The organism is Hymenobacter metallilatus (assembly GCF_003944705.1).
In the GTDB taxonomy this organism is placed as follows: Bacteria; Bacteroidota; Bacteroidia; order Cytophagales; family Hymenobacteraceae; genus Hymenobacter; species Hymenobacter metallilatus.
Genome location: NZ_RWIS01000015.1, coordinates 132,078 through 143,523, shown reverse-complemented (window position 1 = coordinate 143,523; position 11,446 = coordinate 132,078). Strand labels below are relative to the sequence as shown.

10 protein-coding genes are annotated in these 11,446 nt (G+C 63.0%); 5 read left to right on the top strand and 5 right to left on the bottom strand.

The features are described from left to right. Positions 1-230 precede the first annotated feature (230 nt). Entirely contained in the window at positions 231-599 is a 369-nt protein-coding gene (locus EI290_RS19265) for a DoxX family protein (RefSeq protein ID WP_125433293.1), read from the top strand. 168 nt (positions 600-767) lie between these two features. Here EI290_RS19265 and EI290_RS19260 read toward each other — a convergent pair whose 3' ends face one another. Together EI290_RS19260 and EI290_RS19255 are read right to left on the bottom strand one after the other, a co-directional pair. Then, positions 768-1,790, bottom strand: a complete 1,023-nt coding sequence (locus EI290_RS19260) for a J domain-containing protein (RefSeq protein WP_125433292.1) — start codon at positions 1,788-1,790, stop codon at positions 768-770. A gap of 208 nt (positions 1,791-1,998) precedes the next feature. Then, positions 1,999-2,901, bottom strand: a complete 903-nt coding sequence (locus tag EI290_RS19255) for a histone deacetylase family protein (protein WP_125433291.1) — start codon at positions 2,899-2,901, stop codon at positions 1,999-2,001. A gap of 254 nt (positions 2,902-3,155) precedes the next feature. On the opposite strand from EI290_RS19255, the gene EI290_RS19250 reads away from it, so the two are divergent. Beyond that, complete coding sequence (locus EI290_RS19250) at positions 3,156-4,157, top strand: Kelch repeat-containing protein (RefSeq protein WP_185817079.1); 1,002 nt, start codon at positions 3,156-3,158, stop codon at positions 4,155-4,157. Continuing rightward, entirely contained in the window at positions 4,141-5,475 is a 1,335-nt protein-coding gene (locus EI290_RS19245) for a DUF4270 family protein (protein ID WP_185817078.1), read from the top strand. Before EI290_RS19250 ends, EI290_RS19245 begins: the two co-directional genes overlap by 17 nt. Positions 5,476-5,599: 124 nt before the next feature. Here the strand turns inward: EI290_RS19245 and EI290_RS19240 are convergent, their stop codons facing one another. The 3 genes from EI290_RS19240 to EI290_RS19230 all read right to left on the bottom strand — a co-directional run bounded on the left by EI290_RS19240 (position 5,600) and on the right by EI290_RS19230 (position 7,956). Next, entirely contained in the window at positions 5,600-6,337 is a 738-nt protein-coding gene (locus EI290_RS19240; protein ID WP_125433288.1) for a LytR/AlgR family response regulator transcription factor, read from the bottom strand. Continuing rightward, positions 6,312-7,373 (bottom strand): sensor histidine kinase, encoded by a 1,062-nt coding sequence (locus tag EI290_RS19235; RefSeq protein WP_185817077.1) that lies wholly within the window; start codon positions 7,371-7,373, stop codon positions 6,312-6,314. Before EI290_RS19235 ends, EI290_RS19240 begins: the two co-directional genes overlap by 26 nt. A gap of 130 nt (positions 7,374-7,503) precedes the next feature. Then, entirely contained in the window at positions 7,504-7,956 is a 453-nt protein-coding gene (locus tag EI290_RS19230; protein WP_125433286.1) for a hypothetical protein, read from the bottom strand. 1,015 nt (positions 7,957-8,971) lie between these two features. Between EI290_RS19230 and EI290_RS19225 the strand changes: the two genes are divergently transcribed. Then, a complete protein-coding gene (locus EI290_RS19225; RefSeq protein ID WP_125433285.1) occupies positions 8,972-10,258 on the top strand; it encodes a PcfJ domain-containing protein in 1,287 nt (428 codons plus the stop codon). A gap of 309 nt (positions 10,259-10,567) precedes the next feature. Then, a complete protein-coding gene (locus tag EI290_RS19220; protein WP_125433284.1) occupies positions 10,568-11,401 on the top strand; it encodes a TIGR02452 family protein in 834 nt (277 codons plus the stop codon). The last annotated feature ends 45 nt before the right edge of the window (positions 11,402-11,446 follow it).

Below are 11,446 nucleotides of genomic sequence, written 5' to 3'. Positions count from 1 at the left end.
GTTAGCCTGCTTTCGCCGCGTGGTCGTTGATTACGAATTCACTCCCGCTAGCCATGTTGCTTGGCTATTACTAGCTAACATCACTATGTCGCTCAATCGGGTCTGAATTCCCAAACACGCTCTAAGTTTAATGGTACGCTTCCCTGCCTGCTTACTACATTGCGCGAATACATTTTATATTTCAGGGAATTGTACACTCATTTCTCCACTTTCAACCCCCCTCACTGCGTATGTCTGCTTCTACCCGCAACATTATTGCCTGGATTCTGCAGGGACTACTGGGCCTGGCCTTTATTGCTTCCGGTGGGCGCAAGCTCCTGAATCTGCCCGAAACCGTGGGCATGTTTGGCCAGCTGGGCCTGCCCGGGGCACTGGCCTACGTGGTGGCAATTGGCGAGGTGCTGGGCGGTATTGGCCTGCTCATCCCGCGCCTGGTGCGCCCGGCAGCCCTGGGCCTGATGCTGATTATGGCCGGGGCGGTGGTGATGCACATCACCAAAATTCCGGGCGGAATAGCCAATGGAATTCCGGCACTGGTGCTGCTGGTGCTGCTGGGCGTGGTATTCTGGCTGCGCCGTCCGACATCAGCAGTGGCCTGAGCCGAAAAAACCCAGCAATAAGGGCCGGGAAGCAACTTGCTTCCCGGCCCTTATTGCTGACAGGACTTACGCACTAAACTTGTAAAACACTGCGAGACCCTGCGTATTCCTATGCGAAACACCGCGAGAAATGAAGTAGGGCAGCGGTTTGCCTAAGTCCTCGTTGAGTTAGAGCGTGTGGTGCCCTTCGGCGGCCAGCTCCCGCAGCAGCTGCCGGAGGCCCGCTGGCTCCCGCACCAGTTGCGTAACGTGCAGCAGGTAGTCGGCCTCGGCGCGCAGATGGCGCTTTATCGTCCGGATTTCCTGTTCCCGCTTTTTGCCGGTGCTGCCGCTAAAGCCATTCTCGCCGTATTTCAGCTCGTTGAGCTGTTGCTTCAGCTCGGTTTGCTGCTGGTGCAGTGCCTGGGTGTAGCGGGTCAGCACGGTGTCGTCGGCGGCCGAGGCGGGGGTTGTGTCCGAAAGCAGCTGTAGCAGCGTGTACAAGTCGTTGGTTTCGTAGGCCTCCGTGATGCGCTGCATCAGCTGGGTGCGCTGCTGTTGGGTGGCTTCGTCCTGCACCAAATCGGGGTGGTGGGTGCGGGCCAGCTGGCGGTAGAGGTCTTTGGTATTGCGCAGCAACTGCTGCTCGGCGGCGCGGGCGGCGTGGGCAGCGGCCTGCTCGGCGCGCTGCTGCTTGGTTTTGCGCCGGGCCTGGGCCGCCGCAGCCGCCTGCTCGTGGGGCGGCAGGGTGGGCTCGGCGGGCCCGGTGGCAGCAGGTTCGGGGGCCTGCACTGGCGGCTCGTCGTCGTCAGCATCGGCCCGGCGGCGGGGTGCATATTTGCGCAGCATCTCGGCCGCATCTTCCCCAAACCGCTCTTGCAGCGCCCGGGCATTGCCCACGATGAGGGCCGTGAGCTGCTGCTCCTCCAGCCGGCTGAAAATCCCCAGCAACAAGGCGTTTTCCAGGAGTGGAAACAGCGCCTGACGGGCCTGCACCACGGTTGCGGCGGCGGGGCCCACCTGCTGCCAGTAGCGGCGGCGCGCCTCGGCCTGCTCCTGCGTCAGGTCCCGCAGCCGCTGGCGTAGTCCTTCCACCTGCGCCACGGCTTCCCGGAACGCTCGTTGCGCCGGGGTGCCCGGCGCTTCGGCTGGCACCGTTGTAGGCAGTTGGTTGGCAGCAGGTAAGTCGGTCAGCGGGTTGTGCAGATTCATGCTGGCAAAGGTAGATGGCTGGATGGTCGGATGGATGGAGGGTTGGATGGATGAAGAATTGAGCTGTCATCCAGAGTGCAGCGAAGGGCCTTTTGATAATAGAACGCCTCTTGTAACAACCATCTGTTTAGACGTGATGAGGTCCTTCGCTCTGCTCAGGATGACAAACTTACTACCTACCCATTCGCCCATTCAGCCAAACACCCATTCACCCAAACACCTCATAAGCCACCCGAAACGTGTTGCAGTGGGCGTCTACGATGTCGCGGAGCTGCTCGGAGTAGCCGCCGCCCATGCTCACGGCTACCGGTATGCCCGCCACCCGACACTGGCGGAGCACGAATTCGTCGCGCTGGCGGCAGCCGGCCTGGGTGAGGGCCAGCTTGCCGAGCTTGTCCGTCGCCAGCACATCAACCCCGGCCTGGTAAAAGATGAAGTCGGGTTGCACTTCGGTCAGCAGGCGGGGCAGGGTTTCGGCCAGAATGCCCAGATAGGCAGCGTCCTGGGTGCCCAGTTCCAGGGCCACGTCCAGATCCGACTGCTCCTTGCGCAGCGGATAGTTGGCCCCGGCGTGCATACTGAAGGTGAATACGCGGGGCTCGTCGCGGAAAATGCTGGCCGTCCCGTCGCCCTGGTGCACGTCCAGGTCCACTACCAGCACCTGCCGGGCCCGGCCGTGGTGGAGCAGGTGGGCGGCGGCCACGGCTATGTCGTTGAGCACGCAAAACCCCTCGCCCCGGTCCCGAAAGGCGTGGTGGGTGCCGCCGGCCAGACTCAGCCCGATGCCATCCTGCAACGCCCGCCGGGCCGATTCCACGGTGCCGGCCACGCTGCTCAGGGAGCGGCGCACCAACTCGGGGCTCTGCGGCAGGCCCAGGCGGCGCACCTCGGCGGCCGAGAGCCGCAGCTCACGCACCCGCTGCCAGTAGTTGGGGGAATGCACGCGCAAAATGTCTTCTTCCGAGGCTAGGCCGGGGTCGTAAAAATCCTGGGGCGGGGCAATGCCCTGCCAGAGCAGCTGCTCCCGGATAAGGGCGTACTTGGCAATGGGGAAGCGGTGGCCGCTGGGCAGACTGATGCTGTAACGCTCGGAAGTGGCAAGGCAGGGCATAGGACAGAGCCAGAACGCGGAGCCAGCACCGGAAGTTTTTCATTTTTTTTCGGCCTCCTGGCAAAAAAAATACGCGGCCGGACTGCCGATGAAAAGCCGGAGGTGGTCTGTGGTATCGGGCCGTTGGTAGAAAGTAGGGCTGCGGCGGAAGTCGTAAAAACAGTGGTTGCATGACCCAGGGGCCATTTCCGGGTGCAACCGTTTGGCGTGGCCCCCGGCTCTCCCTGCCAACACCAACCTATTCTTTCCCCATCATGAAACACGCCCGTGTACTACTCTGGCTGCTGCTGCTGGCCTGCATCACACCCCTGCTTTCCTGCTCCGACGACGATACCGACGCCGACACCGAAATTGTGGGCGACTGGACTTCCCGCTCCCAGTTCGAGGGGCTGGCCCGCAACTCAGCCGTCAGCTTCACCCTCAACGGCAAGGGCTACGTGGGCCTGGGTACCGATGGCGTCGACCGGTTCAAGGATTTCTGGGAATACACGCCCGGCACCAACACCTGGCGGCAGGTTGCCGATTTCCCCGGCGCGGCCCGCATTCAGGCGGTGGCCTTCACGGCCGGCGGCAAAGGCTATGTGGGCACCGGCTACGACGGTACCAACAAGCTCAAAGACTTCTACGCCTACGACCCCGCCGCCAACAAGTGGACCAAAGTGGCCGATTTTGCCGGTACGGCCCGCTACGGGGCGGTGGCGCTGGGCATTGAGGATAAGGGCTACGTGGGCACCGGCTACGACGGTAACTTCAAAAAGGACTTCTGGCAGTATGACCCCAGCACCGACCAATGGACGCAGAAGCCCAGCTTCGGGGGCAACAAGCGGGTGGGGGCTGCTGCTTTCACCCTGCACGAAACCGGCTACGTGCTGGCCGGCTCCGACAACGACCTCATCCTGAGCGATATGTGGGCCTACAACCCCGCCACCGAGCAGTGGACCGAGCGCCACAGCCTTACCAATAATACCGACGAGGACTACGACTATAGCAGCGTACCGCGCACCAGCGCCAGCACCTTCGTGGTGAACAACCGGGGCTTTATTGCCCTGGGCACCAACGGCGGCTACCTCACCTCCTGCTGGGAGTACAACCCCGACGACGATACTTGGGTGGCCAAAACAACCTTTGAAGGGGCGGCTCGCATTCAAGCCGTTGGGTTTGGGCTCGGCGACTATGGCTACCTGGGCCTGGGCACCACTGGCAGCACCCGCCTCGACGACTTCTGGCAACTCTCTCCCGATGCGGAAAGTGAGTAGCCGGCTGAACCAGGGTGGGCGGTGGCTGCAACGGGCCGCCCACCTGCTGCCGGCCCTGGGGCTGGCGGCCCTGCTGGCGGCCTGCGAGGTAACCGGCGAGCTAACCCCCGACGAAACCGACCAGGTACAGTCGGGCACGGTGTACGTAGATACGCTCACGGTGCGCATGTCCACGGTGCTGGTCGATTCGGTGCCAACGTCTACCAGCGACTATTTGCTGGTGGGCCAGGTGCAGGATGCGCGGTTGGGCACTGTTACGGCCCGCAGCTACCTGCGGCTGGGGCTGAGCGGGGCTTTCCGGCCGGACGCGGACGCGCAGCTGGATTCCCTGGTGCTGCATCTGCCCCCCGACACCTACCGCTACGGCGACACCACCCAGCTGCAACACCTGCAGGTGCACCGCCTCACCGAGGCATTGCGGCCTGGCACTACGTACTACGCCTTCAACTCCCGCGCCTACGAGGCCGCCCCGCTGGGCACCCGGGCCTTCCGGGCCCGGGGCAAGCTGGCTACCATCCGGGTGCGCCTGACCGATGCCTTGGGTCAGGAGCTGCTACGGGCGGGCAGCGGCCGGCAGCTGACTTCCAACGACGAGCTGAATGCCCGCCTGCCCGGCCTGGCCCTAACGCCCGGCACCGCCGACAATGCCGCCCTGCTGCGGCTGCTGGCCACTTCCACCAGCCTGCAGTTGCAACTGTACTACCATAGCCCCGCCACGCCCGATGTGAGTACCCTCTACGCCTTCACGGCCGCGGCCGTGAACCAGCACTTCTACCAGCTGCACGCCGACCGGCGGGGTTCCCTGCTGACTGCCCTGACCACCACGCGCCAGAGCCTGCCCAGCGCCCGCACCGCCGCCGAAACCTACCTGCAAGGCGGTCTGGGCCTGCAAACCAAAGTGGAAATTCCCTACCTGCTGCGCCTCAATGAGCTGGGCGGCACCTGGGTAATCAACTCGGCCCAGCTGCTGGTGGAAACGGTGGCCGGTACCGAGTCGAGGAACCTGGCGGCTCCCGGGCAGCTCACGGTGCAGCTCACCGACCGGGGCAACCACTCGGGCCGCTTCCTGACCAACAGCAGCGGCACGGTCCTCACCGTCAGCTACCAGACGGGCGTTTCCCGCAGCACCAATCTGGAGCAAGGGCGCTACGTGTTTTCGGTGCAGGCATATTGCGAGGCCGCCCTCAACCACACCCTTGCTAACAACGGCCTCCTGCTAGCCCCCGCCACCCCCGACACGCCCGAGCGGGCCGTGCTGGGCGCCCCCGGCAACACCAACCCACCCCGCCTGGCTGTGTACCTGACGAAGGTGAAATAATAAACTGGAACTGTCATCCTGAGCAAAGCGAAGGACCTTATGGCGTTAGAACGACTACTGCACGAGTCGTTCCAGTGTGACAAGGTCCTTCGCTTTGCTCAGGATGACAGTTCCAGTTCACCACTCAGTGCATGTTCCGGTCTTCAATCAGCTTAAAGAAGGCTTCGGCGTAGGATTCGCCAATGGGAATGATGGCCTCGCCCATGTAAATGCGGTTTTTACGGATGGAGTCGATGTGAGCCAGGGACACGATATAGGAGCGGTGTACGCGCACGAAATCGGGGCTGGGCAGCCGGTCCTCGAAAGCTTTCAGGGAGTTGAGCGTGAGAATGGGTCGGGCTCCGGCGTAAATCTTGATGTAGTCTTTCAGGCCCTCCAGGTAGCGGATGTCGCGCAGGTTCAGGCGCTGAGTGTGGTAGTCGGCCTTCACAAAAATGTATTCCTCGGTGGAGCTGGCCGGGGCCGGCGCGGGGGGCAGCACTACCGGGACCGGCTCCTGGGGGCGCGGGTGCAGGCGGTCCTGGGCCTTCTGGGCGGCCTGCACAAACCGCTCGAAGGCAATGGGCTTCACCAGGTAATCCACGGCATTCAGGTTGAAGCCCTCCAGGGCATAGGCCTCGTAGGCAGTAGTGAAGATAACCAGGGCCTGAGGCTGCATACTGCGCACAAACTCCACGCCCGTGAGGTCAGGCATCTGAATATCCAGAAACAGCACGTCTACGGCCTCGGTTTGCAGCACCGTGAGGGCCTCCAGGGCGCTGCGGCAGGTACCCACCAGCTCCAGAAATGGCACCCGCTCCACGTACGAAGTCAGCAGGCGCAGGGCCAGGGGTTCATCATCCACGAGCAGGCAGCGAAGCATGGGCAAGAGTTAAGGTGAGTTCCACAATAAATTCGTCGGTGGTTTCTTCCAGGTGCAGCTGGTGGCGGCCCGCGGGATAAAGCAGGCTGAGGCGCTGGCGCACGTTGGGCAGCCCGATGCCTGAGTTGGGGTCGTGGCCGCCTATGGCCGGAAAGCGGGAGTTCTGCACCGTAAACAGCAGTTGGTGGTGGCGCACAATCAGGTCTACGGCAATGCGTGAAAACTGGCGGCTGCTCACGCCGTGCTTAAACGCATTTTCCACGAACGGAATCAGCAGCATGGGCTCAATCAGGGCCCCGTCCAGCGGCCCGTCCACCGTAAACCGAATGTCCACCTGCTCGGGGTCGAGGCGCAGGCGCTGCAGGTCCATGTAATTGCGTAGGTACTCTACCTCCCGGGCCAGCGGCACCCGTGCCGCCTCCGACTCGTACAGCATGTAGCGCATGAGCTGGGAGAGTTTCAGAATAGCCTCCGGGGTATCGTCGGATTTGAGGTGGGCCAGGGAATAGATGTTGTTAAGCGTATTGAACAGAAAGTGGGGGCTCACCTGCGACTTGAGAAAGGCCAGCTCGGCCGAGAGCTGCTTATTGGCCAGCTCCTGCCGGGCCCGCTCCGTGGTAAACCACTCGCCGGTAATGCGCATACCGCTGCTCACAATCCAGGCCAGTACTCCCATCAGCCACAGGCCCTGCGGGGGGCGGGAGTAATGCACCGCCCCCACCGGATGATGCGGGTGGTGCGCCAGCAGGCCCGCCATGCGCAGCAGCATGGGCAGATACACCAGGGCCAGCAGCCCGGCTGCCAGCAGAAAGTACAGGGCAAACTTTTTGCGGGCGTACAGCCGCGGAATCAGGATGTAGTAGTTCAGGTAGAAGTAGCCCGCCAGCGTGAGCGGGAGCAGTACGCTTTTGAGCCTGAACGGGGGGGGATTTTCGGAGAGCAGGCGCGGAATTGCCGCCACGGCCACCCACGCGGCCACGTGCACAATCACGCGCAATACCTGCTGGCGGGTCGGGCGGGGCAGTTGAAACCTCATGCGGGAAGAAAAAACACAGGCCGGCAAAATAGGGTAGCGCGGGAAAAATAGCATACGCCGCAACGCGAGAAGCCCCGGCCGGCCGCTGCCCGGACTCCTCGCGTTACGGCGGCCGTCGGCCGTTGCGCCGTTAACGGCCCCCGCCGGGAGGTGGGCTCATGCGCTGCATCCGCTCCTGCTTTTTGGCCTGGTACTGCTGAAATTGCTCGGGCGTGAGCACCTCCTTTAGCTTGGCATCGGTGCCTTCGTCGAGGGTGCGCATCTGCTGCATCCGGGCAGCACGGTCTTCCGAGCCGCCGCTGCCGCGCAGGGCCTGCATCTGCTGCCGCTGCTCCTGCTGAATGGCGGCCACCTTGGTTTGCTGGTCGGCCGTCAGGTTCAGCTCCTTGGTCATGTCGGCCAGGCGGTTGCTAGGGCCCCGGCCACCGCGGCCCTCCCCGGGCTGCCCGTTGCCGTCGGGGGTGGCTTGGGCTTTTACTTTGTCTTTTTTGGCCTTGACCTTGGTGGGGGTAGTCTGGGCATGGGCGGCCGGGGCGGCGGCCAGCAAACCCAGCAGGAGGGAGGCTGCCAGTAGCTTTTTCATAGGAAGTTGATAGGAGAGGAATCACACTGCTGCTTCGCTCAAGGTTAGCAGCTCATCAAACCTAGCGGGTAGGGCGCCGGCGCCCAAAAAACATCTGCCAACCTCTGGTTTCCCTCGACGCTCCCGCCCATTCCTGGCCCTGTGGGCTTTTCCAGTGATGGTAGCAGGCAGTACGCCGGCTGCCGCCCATAGCTTTCACGCATCCATTGGGGTAACGGGCGGCACCACCAGCTATATACTACACACGACGGTGCTGTAATTATTGTTTGTATTTATCTTCAACAATTGAGAGTTCATAATTTCAGTAAAACACAATTCGTGAACAGATAAAAAATAATTAAAAAAATATTGTGCGGGTATTGACATAAAGAAAATAACTTTTCTACCTTTGTCACGTTCAAGCGCACTACTGCTGCTTGCCCCACTACTTCATCTGCCATGCGTCGCCACTTTTTCTACAATCAGCCAATGCTCAGTGGCCTGGATCGGAAGATTCAGCCGGGGTTCGGCGCGCTAGCTCGTAGATGAGGTTCATTACCTGACACCATCTTATGCAAACGCCCGAATCCTGCCAGATTCGGGCGTTTTTGTTTCATTCTCAGCCGCTATTCAATACCCATTCCCATGCTACGCTTTATGAGTTACCCGCCAATTGGGCCGTGGCCTCTTGCCCTGCCCGGGCGGAAACCCGCCTGCCCTGCGCCTCGTTCTGCGCCCCAAACCGGCCGGAGTTCTTCTTTGCTCAGCTAGCCCCAGCGTATAGCAGGGTCGCTGAAAAAAGTAAACAGTCAATTATTTTCTGCCTACTGCTTACGCTGCAAAATATGCAGTGGCAGAAAAATATTGCCCATTGATTTAGCTGGTTGTTTACGTGCGTTTCCATAATTCCTGATGCTTGCATCAGGCCGAACGAGTGTGCCTTTTTCTTTTCAGATACCATGATTTCAATTGGCAGCCGCTACCCACGTAGCGTCCCGTTTTACCTGGCCGCTTCCTTCCGAAGTAGCACCTTCCGATGTCAAACCGAACGAAACCTCTATCGGCTCAGGCCCAAGCCACCGAACGAGCCCTTACAGTTCTAGCCAACCGGCCCAGCTCCCGCAAGTGGTCAGTTTTGCGCCAGATTCAGGCCATCTGCGTCGGCCGTTCCGTTGCCGCAGTACACGCCCTGCTGGAGCCCGATTCGGTTGGGGCGCTGGTATACTGCCACTGCCTGCAAGGCCGCCCCAACGCCGAGCAGGCCCGGGCCCGCACCGCCCTACTGGCATTGGCCGCCCATACGCCCCACCTGTTTACGGAGCCCCGGCTGGTGCCGGCCCTGGCCGCGCTGGTGCGCTGGTATCATTGCCGGCGGCGCGAGCTGGTGGAGTGGCAACCCCGGCGCCGCAACGTGTACCGGCAGCTGTATAGCCTGGTGCGGCACTTATTCGATGAGTTCGGCGACGTGCCGGGTTGGGTGATTGAGGCCTGGGCAACAGGCCAGCTGGAGCAAAGCGGCGCCGATATGGCCCGCCTGACGCTGCACCTGGGCCGCGGCCAAGCCCTCCGGACCTTCGCGGAGCTGCCCGAAACGCTTAGCCGCCGCCTGGAGCACGAAATGCGCCAGGCCCCGTACGAGTATACCCTGGTGCAGGCCCTGCGCTACGCCCAGCTGGCCACCCGCCAGGCCCTGCCGTTGCTGGAAGCCGTGCTGGCTACCCGCTTCGGCCGGGAAACCAGCCCCGACGATGCCTTCTGGCTCCGCGTGGTGGAGTTTTTTCGGGATGCGCCCATGGTAGATGCCAGCCAGTTTGGGCCGGTGTGCGAGTGGCTGCACGTGAAGCGCACGGTGGGCACCGACGGGGAGCCGCCCCAGCCGGGATTGTCGCTGAAGGGCCGCAGCATGGCCGCTGTGCTGGCCCAATCGGGGCACTGGCACCGCCGCACCCACCGGGCGCGCCGCTACTGGGGCTACGATGTGGCTTTGCATACCGCCTGGAGCGGCTTGCCGGTACCGGACTACGCGCCCACCGCAACCGGCCGAATCCGGATTGTGCAGCTGCGGAGCTACGCGGAGCTGCTGGAGGAAGGCAGCGCCCAGAAGCATTGCGTGTCGTCGTACGTGTACTCGTGCCTGCGGGGGCAGTGCGGAATTTTCTCCCTGCGCATCAACGGGGTGCGGGCGCTTACCCTGGAGGTGCGCGCCAACCGTCAGCTGGTGCAGGTTCGGGGCCGGGAAAACCGCCGGGCAACTGAGGCGGAACGTCAATGGCTCGAACAATGGGCGGCAGTAGCCGGCCTGAGCCTAAGCGCCACCGCCTGATGCCGCCCGCGCCTCCAACTGCCGCCCCGGCCCCGGTTCGCCGGCCCGTGCCGCCAGCTGATATCAGGGCCTTTATTGAGTTCCTGTTTGTGCTTTCCACTTCATCCGCGGCCGGCGGCAAGTAGCCCCAGGCTGGCCCCGGACTTTGCCCGAATTATTCGATGTGCCTCATTATGTGCGCAATTCTTACCCGTCCTATTCACTTTCCTATTCGCGGCCCCGGGAGTAGCGTTACCCGCTACTCTATCCGCTGTGCTACTCCCGGGTTGCGTCTTGATTTACCTGATTGCTTTTCTTTCTCTTTTCCCCATGAACCGTGAAATCCGTCAACAAATTGCCCACTCCACGCTGGCCGCCTTGCAGGCCGGTGGCTACCAGCCGGCTGGAGGGGCAACCGTGTCCCTGGCCGCCGGGCAGCGGGCCGCCGAAACCGGCAGCCGCCTCTACCATCCGGCCGATGCCGAGCTGCTGCTGCGCGAGCTGCACGCTGGCCCCGGCCGCCCGGCGGAGGTGCGCGTGTACCCGGCCAGCACGCTGGAAGCGGCCGCCCCGCTGGTCGGCGAGTTCGGGAAAGTGGGCTGCCTCAACTTTGCCTCGGCCCGCAACCCGGGCGGTGGGTTTCTGGGAGGCAGTCAGGCGCAGGAGGAGAGCCTGGCCCGCTCGTCGGGGCTGTATCCCTGCCTGAAGCAGTTCCGGCAGATGTATGCCCACAACAACCGCCCGGGTAGTACTGGCCTCTACAGCGACTATCTGGTGTATTCGCCGGGGGTGCCGGTGTTTCGGGGGGAAGCCGGGGAATGGCTGGCCGCGCCGTTTCACCTCGACATCATCACGGCTCCGGCCGTGAATGCCGGGGCCCTGCGGCGCAACTTGCTGCCCCAGCTGGAGCCGGTGCTGCGCCACCGCCTGCGGCTGGTGCTGGCCACGGCCATTCGCCACGGGGTAGAGGCGCTGGTACTCGGGGCCTGGGGCTGCGGCGTATTCGGCAATGACCCGGCCCAGGTGGCTCGTTTGTTTGCCGATGCGCTAGCCGACCCGGCCGTTCGCACCCGCTTCCGCCGCCTCGACTTTGCCATCCTCGACCCCAAGCCGCCCCACGCGGTACTCCGCGCCTTCGAGCAGGCGCTGGGCGCCGGGGCCTGATTCGGGCCGGCCGCCTCACTTTGGCTCCTGCCGGGCCAGGCGTTT

Bases quoted from the DNA above. Each gene is read 5' to 3' on its own strand.
- EI290_RS19265 (WP_125433293.1), top strand. From the start codon at position 231: ATGTCTGCTTCTACCCGCAACATTATTGCCTGGATTCTGCAGGGACTA.
- EI290_RS19230 (WP_125433286.1), bottom strand. From the start codon at position 7,956: ATGAAAAAGCTACTGGCAGCCTCCCTCCTGCTGGGTTTGCTGGCCGCC.
- EI290_RS19250 (WP_185817079.1), top strand. From the start codon at position 3,156: ATGAAACACGCCCGTGTACTACTCTGGCTGCTGCTGCTGGCCTGCATC.
- EI290_RS19220 (WP_125433284.1), top strand. From the start codon at position 10,568: ATGAACCGTGAAATCCGTCAACAAATTGCCCACTCCACGCTGGCCGCC.
- EI290_RS19255 (WP_125433291.1), bottom strand. From the start codon at position 2,901: ATGCCCTGCCTTGCCACTTCCGAGCGTTACAGCATCAGTCTGCCCAGC.
- EI290_RS19240 (WP_125433288.1), bottom strand. From the start codon at position 6,337: ATGCTTCGCTGCCTGCTCGTGGATGATGAACCCCTGGCCCTGCGCCTG.
- EI290_RS19235 (WP_185817077.1), bottom strand. From the start codon at position 7,373: ATGAGGTTTCAACTGCCCCGCCCGACCCGCCAGCAGGTATTGCGCGTG.
- EI290_RS19260 (WP_125433292.1), bottom strand. From the start codon at position 1,790: ATGAATCTGCACAACCCGCTGACCGACTTACCTGCTGCCAACCAACTG.
- EI290_RS19225 (WP_125433285.1), top strand. From the start codon at position 8,972: ATGTCAAACCGAACGAAACCTCTATCGGCTCAGGCCCAAGCCACCGAA.
- EI290_RS19245 (WP_185817078.1), top strand. From the start codon at position 4,141: ATGCGGAAAGTGAGTAGCCGGCTGAACCAGGGTGGGCGGTGGCTGCAA.